Origin of the sequence: Corynebacterium sp. Marseille-P4321, assembly GCF_903645305.1 — a bacterium.
Classification (GTDB): domain Bacteria; phylum Actinomycetota; class Actinomycetes; order Mycobacteriales; family Mycobacteriaceae; genus Corynebacterium.
Window position 1 is genome coordinate 135299 of sequence record NZ_CAHJXO010000002.1, and the last position, 14918, is coordinate 150216.

Genomic DNA, 14918 nt, shown 5'->3' on the forward strand with positions numbered 1-14918 from the left:
GAACTACTTCGAGTGGCGCGACAGGAACCACCACAGTTCGTCAGCGGCCGACGGCGAGTACCACCAGAAGTGGTTGGAGCCGTGGACCTGGATCACCTCAACACCCTTCACGCAGCCGCGGGCGGAAACGCGGGTGGCGTTGTTGGCCACCGGGCGGCGGTCGACGCCACCGGCGCAGCGGTTGCGGCGCTCGTAGGAGGCGAACAGCTCCGGCACAGGAATCACGCGCTGACCGCGGCGGATGGTGCCGTGGTACGGGGTGAGCGTGTCACCCGTGCCGTGGATGGCCATGAACGCAATCGGGATGTTCTGGCAGCCCATGTTCACCGGCGCGTAGTACGCACCGGAGACACCGGCGACACCCGCGAACAGGTCGGCCATGTGGCAGGCGGAAACCGCAGCCATGCCGCCGCCGGTGGACATGCCGGTGGCGTAGATGCGCTTGCGGTCGATGTTGTAGTAGCGCTGCACGTCGTCGATCATCGCGCGGACGAAACGGATGTCCTGGCCCGGGCCGGTGGAAGCGGTCGGTGAACCTTCCCAGGACGCACCGATGGCGCGCGGGTAGACGATGATCGCGTTGCGACCCACCGCGGACTCACGCAGACGCGAGTAGTTGCGGAAGTTCTCCGTGGAGTCCTGGTAGGCGGAGTAACCCACCATCACCGGGGTCGGGCGGGACGGGTTGTAGTTGGCCGGGACCCACACGAGGTAGCTGCGGCCAGCGCCGCGGATCTCACCGTTGCGGCCCGGAGCAACCGGTGCGGGGGCCTGCGGGGACCATGCACGCGGGGCTTGCGGCGCAGGCTTCGGAGCCGGGGCGGGCGCAGGTGCAGGCGCGGGCGGCACCGGGATCGGGTTCTCCGGCAGGGAGGAACCGGCCGGCAGGGAGTCGTTGGCCATCTCGACGAACTTGTTCCACTCCGCGTTCGCGTCGCGGGCGGCCTGGTTCGCGGCGCGCTGCGCATCGCCGATCGCCTGGTTGACCTGGTTGTTAATCTGGGACGAAAGATCCTGCGCGTTCGCCGTCACCGGAGCGACGCCTCCCGCCAGCACCATCAATGCTGCGGCGCTTCCTGCGAGCGCCCTGCGAATGTTACCAATTTTCACACAGGCAACAATAAACCTGCACGAATGTTTGGGCAACCGAGCCCACGGGTTAAGGTATTCCCCGTGTCCCCCCATCCGAACCACGCCCGCCCCGCTAGCGCGCCGGACTATCTCCTCTCGCGCGGGCACGGCTCTGTGCGCACCCAAGGCGCGGTGCGCACGTTCTCGGACGCGTGGGAGGCCGTCGAAGCCATCGAGCGCGGCGAGGCGGAATTGGTCGTCGGCGCACTTCCCTTCGACCAAGACTGCCCCGCGGCGCTGACCGTGCCTAAGCACATCGTCCGCGAGCCGGGCGTGCTGGAGCCGCACCCCTACTACCGCGTCGGCCCGGGTGCGCAAATGCACGCGCAGCTTATCGACGTCGACCCGTCACCGGAGGAGCACCTCCGCCGCGTCGAAGCCGCAGTAGGCACCATCCAAAGCTCCGTGTTGGAGAAAGTGGTGCTCGCTCGCGCCGTGGACATCGCCTTCGACCCGCCGGTAGACCCCCGCCTTGTGGCGGCCCGGCTGATCGACCTCTCCTTTACCCACGACGGCTTCATCGCAGACTTGACCCCGTCGGGACGTGCAGGCCACTTTCTAGTCGGCTCCTCGCCGGAGGTGCTGGTGCGACGCGACAGCCGTCGGGTGCGCTCTTTTCCCCTGGCGGGTTCTGCGGCGCGCGTGCCGGGCGACCCTGCCGCCGACCGCGCCGCAGCTCAAGCACTGTTCGCGTCGCGTAAGGATCTAGACGAGCACGCGTTTGTGGTCGAGCACATCCGCACAATCCTCGCCCCGCTGTGCGAGGAGCTCACTATCCCGCCGCGGCCGGTGCTGGAAAAGACGAGCGAGATGTGGCACCTGGCCACCCCAATTGAGGGCGTGCTGAAGGACCCGGCACCTACCGCGTTGGATCTGGCGCTGCGCCTCTACCCCACTCCAGCGGTGTGCGGCACCCCGCCGGCCGCGGCGGAGGCGTTGATCACTACCGCCGAGACGGACCGCGGTTTTTACGCCGGCGCCGTGGGCCACACCGATGCCGCCGGCGACGGCGAGTACATGGTGGCCATCCGCTGCGCCGAGGTTAACGCCGACGGTACTAAAGCCCGAGCCTGGGCCGGCGGCGGCTTGGTCGCCGACTCTGACCCGCAGGCCGAGTTGGACGAGACGACCGCGAAGCTGCGCACCATCCTGCGCGCCCTCGGCCTCTAAGGGGCCCGGTCCCCTTCTGAAAGCACTGAAGGATCCGACATCGCCGTGTCAGATCCTTCATTTTCCCAGGGACCTTCTTGCCCGGGTGCGGAATCCTTCAGTCCGGCACAGCCCGGGGGGCTTTTAAGCCCGTTCGACCGGGTTGCCCAGGGTGCCGATGCCCGGAATCTCCACCTCGATGAGGTCACCCGGCACCATATCCTCTGTACCCGCGGGCGAACCGGTGGCGATCACGTCGCCCGGCAACAGGGTGAAGGATTGGCTAACCCACTCCACCATTTCGCCGATGTTCTTGATCATCTGGTCGGAGTTGGAGTCCTGCTTCGTCTCCGTCTTCCCGTCGTGGGTGAGGTGCGCCTTGATGGGCAGGTTGTCGAAGTCGAACTTCTCCAGGTCTGTCTCAATCCAGGGGCCGAGCGGGCCGAAGGTATCCATACCCTTGGCGCGGGCCCACTGGCCGTCGGCGAACTGGAGGTCGCGCGAGGAGACATCGTTGATGATGGTCACACCACGGATCACCGATTTCCAGTCTTCAGCCTTGACATTCTTGCACGGCACGCCGACGACGAGAGCAAGCTCGCCCTCGAACTGCACGCCGGTGGCGAAGTCCGGGATCTTAATCGGCGCGCCCGGGCCAACCACGGCGGTGGACGGCTTCAGGAAGATGGTTGGCGGCAGATTGTCCGCGGACTCCTTAAACACCTCCATCACGTGGTCGGCGTAGTTGCGGGCCACGGCCACGATCTTGGTGGGCAAGGTTGGCGCGAGTAGCCGGACCTGCTCCATCGGCCATTCTTTGCCGGTGTATTCGGGTTCGCTGTAGGGGGTGCCTTCGATCGCTTTCGCGGTAGTGGCTTCATCGTCGATGACGGCGAACGTCATTCCCTCTGGTGTCGCAATTCGAGCAAAACGCATGCGCCCGAGCATACATTTGCTTTCAAGGCCTGTGAGATGCGCTACGCCGTCTGCGCGAGGTAGAGCTCCGCGCAGGCGATAGCGTCGCCGAGCGCGTTGTGGTTGCCGTACTCCGGCAGGTTGTAGCGCTGTCGCACACGCGCGAGGCGCAAGTCCTCGCCGCGCGGGTAGGTGCCCATGCGCTCCATGTGGCGCCGCTCCATGGTCATCGTGTCGATCACCTCGCGCTCGTGCAGGCGCCACTTGGTTCCGCGGACGTCCTTGTGCAGCTGACCGATGAAGCCGGTTTCCATCTGGGCGAAATGTGCCAGCAGCGCCCGTCCCTCGATCGCGCGCAAGAATGCGTCGAGTACCGTCGCCGTATCCACGCCGTGGCGCGCCACGTCGTCGTCGGTCACCCCGTGGATGGTGGCGGAATTTCCCACCGTCGCGCCTGCCAGCACGTAATACTCCGCGCCAGACAGATCGATCACGCGCCCGTTCACCGGGACCCAGCCGATGGAAACCATCTGGTGCACACCGGGTTTCAGGCCGGTGGTTTCGACATCTACGGCGAGCAGGGCACCGTCGATAAGCGTGCGCTTCTTCGGCCCGAACACCTCACACCGCCCTTGTGGGATAGGTATTTGCCAGGGCGTTTTGCAGCTGTTTGATCACGCCGAAGGCGTCGCGCAGGGCGGCCCGGTCGCGCTCGGGAAGCTGCTTCGGGTCGATGTGGTAATCCGGCCGCTCACCTGCACGCACCTGCCGCGCCTGGTGGCGCATGGCGAGGTTAGTGAGGTACTCGTAGGCATCCAGCATGTCCGCCGCTCCCTTCTCGGAGACGGTCTGGCCAGCAGAAGCTTTGAGCCTTGCGACGGTATCCACCTCCCCCACGCCCGCCGTAATCGCGTACAGGCGCGCCATCTGCACCACGGCCGCGGTGCCGCCGCGCTTAATGTCCAAGGTGGAGGCGTAGTCACCGCTGCGCTCCACGACAAACCCGCGGAAGAACCCGATGGGCGGCTCGCGGAAGGTTGCCAGCGCCGCAAGGTGCGCGTGCAGGCGTCGCGAACCCCGGGCGGACACGAGCGCGGCGTCGCGCACCCGCGTCGCCATGTCCTGCCAGCCTTCACCGGCGCCGAAGATGGCGCGGAAGTCGAAGAACACCTGGGCATGCAGCAGTGCGTTCGGGTCTGGCGCAGTAACCCAGGAGTGGAACGTGCGGTCCCACTCGGCTTCCGTCATGCGCCACTGCGGCGTGGACGCCATCATCTCGCCCGGGCACAGTGCCTGGCCGGCTCGGGCCAATCCCTGGCACACAAACTCGCTGAACTGGGCGAAGTACTCGCCGTGCAACGCCTCGTCGTACTCGTTGGACAGCACCAGGGCGTTGTCCTGGTCGGACGCAGGGCCCATCTCGCCGCGGGCCTGCGATCCGACCGCCACGAATGCGAACGGCACGGGAGGGGGCCCAAGCTTATCGACGGCCAAGGCTCCCAACCTCCGCGCAATCGCATCCGCGATGGAGGTGAGCAGTCGCTGGGTCTCCTGGGCGCTCGCGCCGCGCTCGAAGAAGCGCACCGCCACATCCGCGGCGTCGCGGTAGGCACCTTCCAGCTCCTCCAGGGTGGAGCGCTCCACATCGGCCGCAAGGTAGATCGGGTCCGTCTGCAGCTGGCGCATGATGTCGGAGGACGTCACCACGCCCACCACGCCATCCGGCCCCTCAACCGGCAGGTGGTGGATGCCCAGCTCGCTCATGGTGAGCATGGCCTCGAAGATTAGCGCGTCCGGGCGAATGGTGCGCACCGGCGATGTCATCACCTCCGCAACCGGCCGGTTGGTATCCAACTGCTGAGCCACCACACGCGTGCGCAAGTCACGGTCGGTGAGGATGCCGGGCGCACCTCCTCCGGTGATAACCAAGCAGGTCACGCTTTCGGCCACCATTGCGCGCGCCGCCTCGGCGATGCTCACGCCCGCGTCGCGGGAAATCAGCACGCGGCCCGCCACCACCTCGCTGACCGGAGTGCGCAACACGTCCGCCGAGCTGGAGTCACGCACCTCATCCGCCGCCGCACGCACGCGCCGGGAGGCGGTTTGGAAGAACCTGTCCAAATCAGGGTGCTCCTGCAGCAGACCGGCGAACACGTCGCGCGGCAGCATGAGCAGCACACTATCCTCCACCGCCTGCATCATGTACTGCGACTGCGGCTGGCCTACCAGGGTGGAGTACCCGAAATTCAGGCCCGCCTCGCGACGATCAAGCAGGAGGTTCTCCTCGCTGACAATGTCCACGGCACCCGAGCGGATGATATACAGCGTGTCGTTTTGCTCGCCGTAGTCCACCACGGTTTCGCCGCGCCTGACATAGGTTATGCCCATCGTGGCGGGCAGCGCGCGGAGCGTGTCCTCCGGAAGGCTGGAAAACGGCTCGTGCTGGCGGAGGAATCCCAGCACTTCGTCCAGTTCGACGCTCATGCCCCGAGCCTAGCGTGACTCGGGGCACAAAATATGCGATTTTACTGGTAGCTCACAAACCAGGGACGCGGATTCACGTCGGCGTAGGTTTGCTCCGGGGTAAACATCGGCGAGTCCTCATCGATGAAGTTCTTCCACGCCATGAAGAAATTCGGGTCTAAGTCCTGGCGCAGCACGTTCCAGGTGTCGAACTTCTGCTCCGCGCCCCCGTGGCCGTCCGCGTGCAGCACCCAGGCAAGCTCCGGCTGGCCGGTGACGATGTTTTCGCGGTCCGGGAACATAGCCACGTTGAACTGGTGCAAGATAAACAACTTCTGCGGCAGGTTGTTGTCACGCACAATAGCGGCGAGCCAATCCGCCACCTCATTGATCTCTGCGGCGGTGGCGCTGCCGATGCGCGACAGCGGCTGCTCGCCCGGGTTGAGCTTCCATTCCGCATCCAGCGCCAGCCCAACGTTCGGGCGCTTCAGCAGCTCCTCGTAGATCTTCGCCTGCTCGAGGAAGCTGCCCTGGCCGGGCTGCAGGTCGATCACCGCGTAGCCACCTGCATCCAGGATGGCGTCGACGTAGGGCACGAGGTCTTCCATCGGAGTCTCGTTGGAGTAATTGCCGTCGTCACCCGGGAACTCGGAGGCCACCGTAGCGATCACCTCGAAGGCGGGAATGACAGGCTCGTCGGTGAGCGGCTGGTACCAAGAGGCATACTCCTCCGCCAGCGCCGCGGCCTCGGCCGGCGGCTGCTCGCCCATCACGCCCAGGTCCGGGCCGTAAGGGTGGCCGTAGAGCGCAATCATGCGACGGCCCGGGAACACCAGACCACCGCCGCCCATCAGCTCGCCGTTTTCGGCGAGGCGGGCGCGCGCTTGGAAATTCTCGTTGTCACCGAACTGCAGGCCGAGCGCGAGCGTGTCCTGTTCAGTGACCATCCGGATGCTGTCCGAGGTCTCTCGCGGGTCCGGCACGCTGAGCTGGTGCAACACCGCGCCAGCGGCGCGCGCAGTGGCCGCCGCGGCGCGGGACGTCTCCCAGGTGACGAAGGTGGCAGGCATCTGCAGCTCACTGCGGTTACCCGGCTCAAGCTGCGCAATGGCCGCCACGTCGTTTTTGGCCTCGGCGCTGGCTACCGGCTCTGTCTCGGCAATCTCTTGGTCGTCTCCCGGCACGTTGATCACGCGCTCCGCGCCAAGGCGGTCGATCTCCGCATCCACTGCCTCGTCGGTGCCGTCAAGGCGAACCAGCATCGGGCAGCCGAGCTTCACCGCCAGCGCCGCAGCCTGCAGCTGGTCAGCGCGGTCTTTGCTGGAAACCACCACGGTGCCGGAGGAATCAAAAAGACGCGCCGAAACCTCCGCGCCGGTGCCGTTCGAGTCGGCCACCACCTCATCGCCGTTCATCTCCAGCCGCGGCGGCTCGCCCGAGCCCCCGATGGAGGGCCCATCCTCCGAGCTGCAGCTGGTGAGCACGAGCGCCGAAGCGCACAACAAAACGACCGGTTTACGGGAGTGAATCATGCGGCAAAGCTTACTTAAAGGCCTGCCACAACACGGTCACCGACCTCGGCGGTTCGCACCGCACCCGGCTCGCGTGCGGACACCTCGGCCTCAACCGCGGCCTCGATGCGCGCGGCGTTGTCCTCATCGCCCAAGAATCGCAGCATCATGGCCACCGACAGGATCATCGCGGCCGGGTCGGCGATGCCTTGGCCCGCGATGTCCGGCGCAGAGCCGTGCACCGGCTCGAACATCGACGGGTTCGCCTTTGCGGCGTTGATATTGCCGGAGCACGCCTGGCCCACGCCACCGGTTACCGCGCCCGCGAGGTCGGTGAGGATATCGCCGAAGAGGTTGTCGGTGACAATCACGTCGTAGCGCTGCGGGTCGGTGACCATGTAGATCGTCGCGGCGTCGATGTGGTTGTAGTCCACCTCAACCTCCGGGAACTCCGCAGCAATTTCATCCACCACTCGCTGCCACAACCCGCCGGCGTTGACCAGCACGTTGGTTTTGTGCACCAGCGTGACCTTCTTGCGACGCGTCATGGCCAGCTCAAAGGCGTAGCGCACCACGCGCTCAACACCGTAAAAGGTGTTCTGGCTGACCTCGGAGGCGATTTCGTGCTCGGTGCCTTCGCGCAGGGTGCCGCCGTTGCCGGCGTAGAGGCTCTCGGTGCCCTCGCGCACCACCACGAAGTCGATGTCGCCGGGGTTGGCCAGCGGGCTCACCGACGTCGGGTAAAGGCGCGACGGCCGCAGGTTGACGTAGTGGTCCAGCTTGAAGCGCAGCGGCAGCAGCAGCCCGCGCTCGAGCACGCCGGCTGGGACGCGCTCGGGGTCGCCGATGGCGCCGAGCAGAATCGCGTCGTGCTCTTTCAGGCTGGACAGGTCGGCGTCGGTAAGCAGCTCGCCGTTGCGCAGGTAGCGCCTGGCACCGAGATCGTACTCGGTGGTCTCCACATCCTCACGCACCGCGCGAAGCACCTTGAGGCCTTCGGCCATCACTTCGGGGCCGATACCGTCGCCAGCAATCACCGCAATTTTCATTATTCGGGAGCCCTTTCTCACCTGGTAGACATTTCGCCCAGATTAGCACCCATCGGCATTAAGCGCGCCCGGCACCCGCTCCCCTCGCAGCGCCGCCAGCACGGCACGCGCCACGTCGACTCCGGCCCGCAGTTGCGCCTCGCTTGTCGACGCCCCGAGGTGCGGCGTCAACACCACATTATCCAGCCCGAACAGCGGCGAGGCCTCAGGCGGCTCCGGGTCGAACACATCGATTCCGGCAGCGCGAATCGGGCCGTGGCGAAGCGCCTCCGCAAGCGCGTACTCGTCCACGACTCCCCCGCGGGCGGCGTTGACAAGGATCTGCCCCGGCTTCGCGCCCGAGAGCAGCCTCGAGCCGAAGAGCCCCGCGGTCTCCGGGGTCTTCGGCACGTGGATGGACACCACGTCGGCCTCCGCCACCAACTCTTCGAGCTCTACCAACCTCACCCCGAGCCGCGCAGCGGCATCCTGGTCGGGGTACGGGTCGTACGCGATCACAGTTGTGCCGAACGCGGTCATGCGCTCCGCGAAAAGCTGCCCCACCCGGCCAAAGCCCACAACTCCCACGGTCTTGCCGTACAGCTCCACGCCGCCGAACCGTGCGCGCTCCCACCCGCCGCGATGCGTGGACGCGTTCGCCAGGGGGATGTCGCGTGCTGCCGCGAGCAGCAGCGCGATGGCGTGCTCGCATGCGGAGTGGATGTTCGCCGTGGGCGTGTTGGCCACCAGCACGCCGCGCTCAGTGGCTGCGTCGACGTCGATGTTGTCCACCCCCACGCCTGCGCGCCCCACCACCTTGAGTCGCGGAGCCGCGTCGAGCACCTCCCGGTCGACGCGTGTAGCCGAACGCACGATGAGCGCGTCGGCCTGATGCACCGCGCTCAGCAGCTCGCCCCGGCGCTTCCCCGCCACCCTGCGCACATGGACGTGCGGGCGAAGAATGTCCTCCGCTTCGGGCGCCAATGCATCCGCAATGAGCACGACGGGTTTTTCGGAATCTGCCCCAGCCACGCGCGGGCCTCCTCACTACCTAGACGACACGGCCGATAAATAAGCCGCCGCTTATCTTAGTAGGTTCGTTGCGCGGCGCGGATACGAAAGGCCAGCTCCTCGTCAGTGCCAAACTCGCGGCCCAACGCCACCAACGGCGAATCACTCAGCCCCGCCATCGCGAACAACGTGGTCTCCGACTTCCGCGGATCCGCCAGCGGCACGAGGCTGACCTGCGCCCCGTATGCGCGGGCGTTGGCCACGGACGCCACCGACGAGTGCCGGGTTGCCACCACCTGCGGCGCCATATTCGCATCGCGACGCGACTGGATGGGGAACGGTTCCGCTGCTGCCCCCGGCAGCGTGACCGGATCAGCCCACGCCGCACGCAGCCAGGTGGGTTCGCGCTGCTCCAATGACGCCACTTCCGCGGCGGCGTCACCGGGTTCGCCGACCGCCTGCTCATCGAAGCGAACCGAAGTCATCTCCCCCAGTGCGCGCAACCCGCCGGGATCACGGCGCACCCGCACGGCACCCGAAGAGGGGGCGATTGCCACGTCGCCGACCGTGAGAACGGTGACCGTGTGCATCTGGGCGATGGCGTTGACGTACTCTGCGTGGCGCGAAGGGTCGTACACCATCATCGGCGCGTTCGCGAAGACGGCGATTGAGGCCGCGCGCAGCTGCGCCTCCACCGTTTCGTCACTGAGCACGAGCGTTTCGGAGAACGGGAAGAACAGCTCCACCGATTCGAACCCGAGGGGATCGTCGAGCACCACCGGGTGGTCTGCGAACGCGTCAGCCACGTGGCGGGACTGGTTCACCGCGATGGCGCGCTCCAGCGGGTCGAGCTGGGCCTCGGGCGCGCAACCCGACAACGTGGCGGCCGCCAGTGCGAGCGCTGTGAAGGCCGCGAGGTGCGTTGCGCGTGCCAATTAAGCCCCGTCGCCCTGGTCTCGGTCACCCTGGCCTTGGTCACCCCGATCTCGGTCGCCCTGGTCTCGGTTGCCCTGGTCTCGGTCGCCCAGCTCGAGGTCACCCAGCTCGAGGTCGCGCACGGCCGGGCGGTCCATCGCGTACTCGATCATCCGGATGAAGCGCTCGCACCGATCGGCCACAAAGCCATCCCAGTTTGAGGTCATGAGCATCTCCGGGTCCATCTCGTGGCCGTCGACCATCGCGTCGAACTCGTCGTCGTCAAGCAGCGACTTCGACTGCAGGCGGGGCAGGTAGCGCTTCGGCTCGTTGCCCTCGATGACCACCTCTGTGCGCCTGCCCATCGGCGTGCGGTTGAGCACAGATTCCGCCACGAGTGGATCCGCGCCGATGGAATCGAGGAACGGCCGCGGGAACACGGGCCTGAACCCCGGGTGCAGCGACTCGAAGTGCTCAGCGTCGAACGGCTCCGCGGTGCGCCAGTCCCGTGCGCCGCGCGACATCAAAAGGGAGTAAAGGCCGCGGTACACACCCGTGTCCGGGGTCGCGGTAACCAGCCGCGACTGGCTGAAAGTCGCCTCCGCCACCGTGCGCGGCTCCTCGTCGGTCTCCCCGCGCACCCACGGCGTGACTTCGGAGACATCCAGACCGATGCGGATAGTCGGCGCATGCGCCCCGTACAGCTCTCCGAAAATCCCGGACCAGAACCAGCGGTTAAGGCGATCCACGCTTTGGGTGTTCTCCAGGGTGCCCGGCTGCTCGGCCAGGCGCGCGAGGATCACCGCGAGCGGCACGAGCTGCCCCGGGTACGGCACCTGATCGGTGGCGACGATGCGACGCTGACCCAAAAATTCCGCGGCAGCCACGAAACCTTGCGCCATCTCGCCAGCATGCTGGCGGTACTGCTCGAGTGTGATGTTCAAAATGTCGCCGCGGTGGCCGAAAGCAGGCCCCTGCCTACTTGTGAGCAGCAGCGACAGTGCGCGCAGAAACTCCACGCGCCCCACGCTGTCCAGCACCGGGTAGGCACGCAATTGCTTTTCGACGTTCGCCCAGTCCTCCGCGAGCCTAAACTCAGGATCTTGCGTGGCAAAGACAGCCGTGAGCAGCTCAAAGACATCCATCTGCACACCGGCGGAGTTGGCGTGTGCGAAAATCTGCCCCACGCCAGCCTGCGTGGTTTCGCGGTCGACGCGGATGACCGGCACGTCGTACGCCGCCAAGTCTCGCATCACATTGTTAATGAACAGCTTTACTGCCTCGCGCACCTGCGGATCCTCCGCATCCGCGGCCATATCCACAAGCAGCTCGTTGCCTTCTTTCCACAACAGCATGGATACAGGGATCACGCCGTGGGCGATGAGGTCCTCGCGGGAAGCGATACCGCCCTCGATCGCCGGGCCAAAGTGCGAGCGCACCTGCCCCTCCGGATCCACGGCAAAGACGGATTCAACCGGCATCGGCGAAGCCGAGACCGCGCCGCGCACGTCCACCATGAAGCGCCGCGAAATGGGCCGGCCCATGAAATCGACGGTGGGCACCTCCCCGGACCCCTTGAAGGCATGGAAGAGGCTGGTCAGCCTCTGCTGACCGTCGAGAAGCAAAAGCCCCGGATCGCGCTCCTGCGCATCCACTCCGTCTAGCGGGCGCGGCCGGAACCGCTGCTGCGTGTTGCGGGTGTCCAGTGCGAGGAACGAGCCGATCGGGTACCCGCGCAGCACAGAGGTGACCAGGGTGCGGATCCGGTCGACGTCCCAGATGTATTCACGCTGAAAATCCGGCAGCTGCAACTCGCCGCGCTCCGCACGCGAAAACAGGTCCTTCAAGGAGTAACTCGGCGTGGTGAAACCCATGCCTCACAGATTAGAGCAGTTTCTTTTTCCGCTCAGCACACGTGCTCATGATCCACATGTTCCGGGGGCTCGATCTGCACCGTGGCGTGCTCGGCGCCGAGCCCGGCCAAGGCGGCCTGCACCGCGTCGAGGAGCTGGCCTTGGTTCGCGCCGGGCTCGGCCACGACGTGCACCGTGGCCACAACGCGCACCCCGTCGAGCGACCACAGGTGCAGATCGTGGATGTCCGCGACCCCTTCCACCGCGCGGATGGCCGGCTCCACCGCGGCGGCGTCGAACCCGCCGGGCACGTGCTCCAGCATCACGCGCGCCGAGCGCAGCATGAGCCGCCACGCCCGGGGCAGCACGAGCGCCGCAATAAGTAAGGACGCGACGACATCGGCGGCGTTGAACCCCGTCAGCACAATCACCGCGCCAGCAGCCAGGACGGCTACGGAACCGAGCATGTCTACCAGGACGTGGAGGTAGGCACCCTCCACGTTGATCGATTCGCCCCGCTCGCGGTTAAGCACCCAGGCGGAAAGCGCATTAGCCACCAACCCGATCAGCGCGATCAGCATCATCGGGCCCGCGTCGATCGCCTCGGGCTGACGCAGCCGGCGGAACGCCTCCACCACGATCCACACCGAGATCACCAGCACCGTCACCGCATTGACCAGCGCAGCGAGCACCTCTACGCGCCGGTAGCCGTAGGTTGCCCGAAGCGAAGCCTCCTTGCGCCCGATAAGAATAGCCACGACCGCGATGATGAGGCCGGCTGCGTCGGAAAGCATGTGCATCGCGTCCGCCAACAGCGCCATGGATCCGGTGAGCCACCCGCCGACAAGCTCCGCGACGAAGACTACGGAGGTGATTGTCAGCGCGGCGACAATCGCCCTCAGCGGTGTGCCGGTAACCGAGCCATGGTCGTGATGATGGCCATGAACATGACCTGGGCCGTGATGATTGTGCATCGTGCCTCCTCAACATTCAACAACATTCAACGACAAAGCGTAAGCGAGGTTTCCGTTATTGACAATTTAATGAAAATGCCTGCAAGTAATAGGTTTAGCGTCACGACGTGCACAAATGGCAGAAAAGACTACAACACACCAGGCAACGTTGTGCGGAACACGGAGAAACTTTTGCTAAACTCGCCAACTGTTCGCAAAGGATGCTGGGCACTTCAAGCATTCGTTGAGAACGGCTACAAGTGCCAGTGCACGATTTAGAACGAAAGGACTTTAGGTATGACCACCTCTAACCCGAACGACCCGAAGCGCAAGGTCGACCCGACCAACGCCGGTGAGAAGAACGAGAACGTCCGCGTTGAGCGCACCACCACCGAGCGCACCGCCACTACCCCGGCACGCCAGACCGGCGGCTCCACCGCAGTGACCACCGAGGAGAACAACGGTGGCGGCGGCTGGTGGAAGTGGCTGCTCGGCATCCTGGTTGCCCTGCTGCTGCTGTGGCTGCTGTGGTCGCTGTTCTCCGGCAACGACAACGAGGCTCCGACCGAGACCTCCACCACCACGGCTGCTACCGAGGTTGTCGAGGAGACCACCACCGTCGAGGAGGGCACCGAGACCGCTGCTCCGGCTGCTGGCGAGGCTACCGACGACGCTGAGGTTGCAGACGAGACCGTGACCCAGACCGAGGTTATCGACGAGATCACCGACACCCTGGCTCCGGAAGAGGCTGAGGCTCCGGCCACCAACTAGTTCCCACTAGTTTCCTCCCCCCCCCGCGCGCACCGCGCCGGGGGGATTTTTTACTCCCAGATTCGGCGCGCGAAAAGCCCGCCGGCCACTGATGCGGCGGGCGGGCTATCGTCGCTAAGCGAAGTGCTCTTAGCGAGCAGTGTCGTTGAGCGGGTTCTTCACCCAGCTCATCATGTCGCGCAGCTCAGCGCCGGTCTTCTCAATCTGGTGCTCGGCGACCTTCGCGCGCAGACCCTCGAGTTCCTTGTTGCCGCCCTCAACGTTTGCAACGAGACGCTTGGTGAAGGTGCCGTCCTGGATGTCCTTCAGGATGTCGCGCATGCGATCCTTCGCGCCCTCGTCGATAACGCGCGGGCCGGAGAGGTAACCGCCGAACTCCGCAGTGTCCGAAACGGAGTAGTTCATGTTGGCGATGCCGCCTTCGTAGATCAGGTCCACGATGAGCTTCATCTCGTGCAGGCACTCGAAGTAGGCCATCTCCGGCTCGTAGCCAGCCTCGACCAAGACCTCGAAGCCCTTCATGATGAGGTCTTCCAGGCCGCCGCAGAGCACGGCCTGCTCGCCGAACAGGTCGGTGACGGTCTCAGCCTCGAAGGTGGTCGGGATGACGCCGGCGCGCGCACCGCCGATTGCGGCCGCGTAGGACAGGGCGAGATCCCTGCCGTTGCCCTGCGGGTCCTGCTCCACCGCGATCAGCGCAGGAACACCCTTGCCGTCGGCGAAGGTGCGGCGCACCAAGTGGCCCGGGCCCTTCGGGGCAACCATGGCAACGGTGATGTTGTCCGCCGGCTTGATCAGGCCGAAGTGGATGTTCAGGCCATGGCCGAAGAACAGTGCGTCGCCCTCGTTCAGGTTCGGCTCGATGTCCTCGGTGAAGATCTGCGCCTGGGAGGTATCCGGGGCAAGAAGCATGATGACGTCTGCCCACTTCGCGGCCTCCGCGTTGGTCTTGACCTCGAAGCCTGCCTCCCTCGCCTTCTCCGCGGACTTGGAGCCCTCACGCAGGCCGACGACCACCTCAACACCGGACTCACGCAGGTTCTGCGCGTGGGCGTGGCCCTGAGAGCCGTAGCCGATGATGGCGACCTTCTTGCCCTGGATCAGGGACAGGTCAGCGTCGTTGTCGTACAACACGTCAATAGCCATGAAAATCACTTTCTTCGTTTTATGGGACGGGCGTTTCACATTATGGCACAGCCGTCCCGGGTTGTTTGCTGG

13 protein-coding genes are annotated in these 14918 nt (G+C 65.7%); 2 read left to right on the top strand and 11 right to left on the bottom strand.

Features of this window, described 5'->3' with window-relative positions; translation table 11 throughout:
• Window positions 1-3 precede the first annotated feature (3 nt).
• A complete protein-coding gene (locus HWX32_RS05945) occupies window positions 4-1110 on the bottom strand; it encodes a PHB depolymerase family esterase (RefSeq protein WP_175935148.1) in 1107 nt (368 codons plus the stop codon).
• A 63-nt stretch (window positions 1111-1173) separates the two neighbouring features.
• On the opposite strand from HWX32_RS05945, the gene HWX32_RS05950 reads away from it, so the two are divergent.
• Complete coding sequence (locus tag HWX32_RS05950; protein ID WP_175935149.1) at window positions 1174-2301, top strand: isochorismate synthase MenF; 1128 nt, start codon at window positions 1174-1176, stop codon at window positions 2299-2301.
• A gap of 123 nt (window positions 2302-2424) precedes the next feature.
• Here the strand turns inward: HWX32_RS05950 and HWX32_RS05955 are convergent, their stop codons facing one another.
• The 9 genes from HWX32_RS05955 to HWX32_RS05995 are packed head-to-tail and all read right to left on the bottom strand — an operon-like array spanning window position 2425 to window position 12950.
• Window positions 2425-3216, bottom strand: coding sequence for a fumarylacetoacetate hydrolase family protein (locus tag HWX32_RS05955; protein WP_175935150.1), 792 nt, complete (start codon window positions 3214-3216; stop codon window positions 2425-2427).
• A 41-nt stretch (window positions 3217-3257) separates the two neighbouring features.
• A complete protein-coding gene (locus HWX32_RS05960; protein WP_175935151.1) occupies window positions 3258-3815 on the bottom strand; it encodes an exonuclease domain-containing protein in 558 nt (185 codons plus the stop codon).
• 1 nt (window position 3816) lies between these two features.
• Window positions 3817-5679 (bottom strand): DUF294 nucleotidyltransferase-like domain-containing protein, encoded by a 1863-nt coding sequence (locus HWX32_RS05965; RefSeq protein ID WP_175935152.1) that lies wholly within the window; start codon window positions 5677-5679, stop codon window positions 3817-3819.
• A 41-nt stretch (window positions 5680-5720) separates the two neighbouring features.
• Entirely contained in the window at window positions 5721-7190 is a 1470-nt protein-coding gene (locus tag HWX32_RS05970; protein WP_175935153.1) for a cell wall-binding repeat-containing protein, read from the bottom strand.
• Between the two features lie 14 nt (window positions 7191-7204).
• Window positions 7205-8218, bottom strand: coding sequence for a 3-isopropylmalate dehydrogenase (locus tag HWX32_RS05975; protein ID WP_175935154.1), 1014 nt, complete (start codon window positions 8216-8218; stop codon window positions 7205-7207).
• 42 nt (window positions 8219-8260) lie between these two features.
• Window positions 8261-9229 carry a hydroxyacid dehydrogenase gene (locus HWX32_RS05980; RefSeq protein WP_175935155.1) on the bottom strand — a complete coding sequence of 323 codons (969 nt, stop codon included), beginning with the start codon at window positions 9227-9229 and terminating at the stop codon, window positions 8261-8263.
• A gap of 56 nt (window positions 9230-9285) precedes the next feature.
• A complete protein-coding gene (locus HWX32_RS05985; protein WP_175935156.1) occupies window positions 9286-10143 on the bottom strand; it encodes a hypothetical protein in 858 nt (285 codons plus the stop codon).
• The gene (locus HWX32_RS05990) at window positions 10144-11997 is read right to left on the bottom strand and encodes a DUF262 domain-containing protein (protein WP_175935157.1); all 1854 of its coding nucleotides are present in this window, start codon (window positions 11995-11997) and stop codon (window positions 10144-10146) included.
• 32 nt (window positions 11998-12029) lie between these two features.
• Window positions 12030-12950, bottom strand: coding sequence for a cation diffusion facilitator family transporter (locus HWX32_RS05995; protein WP_175935158.1), 921 nt, complete (start codon window positions 12948-12950; stop codon window positions 12030-12032).
• A 276-nt stretch (window positions 12951-13226) separates the two neighbouring features.
• Here HWX32_RS05995 and HWX32_RS06000 point away from each other — a divergent pair, with 276 nt between their 5' ends.
• Window positions 13227-13700, top strand: a complete 474-nt coding sequence (locus HWX32_RS06000; RefSeq protein WP_175935159.1) for a hypothetical protein — start codon at window positions 13227-13229, stop codon at window positions 13698-13700.
• Between the two features lie 129 nt (window positions 13701-13829).
• Here HWX32_RS06000 and ilvC read toward each other — a convergent pair whose 3' ends face one another.
• Entirely contained in the window at window positions 13830-14846 is a 1017-nt protein-coding gene (ilvC, locus tag HWX32_RS06005) for a ketol-acid reductoisomerase (RefSeq protein ID WP_175935160.1), read from the bottom strand.
• Between the last annotated feature and the right edge of the window lie 72 nt (window positions 14847-14918).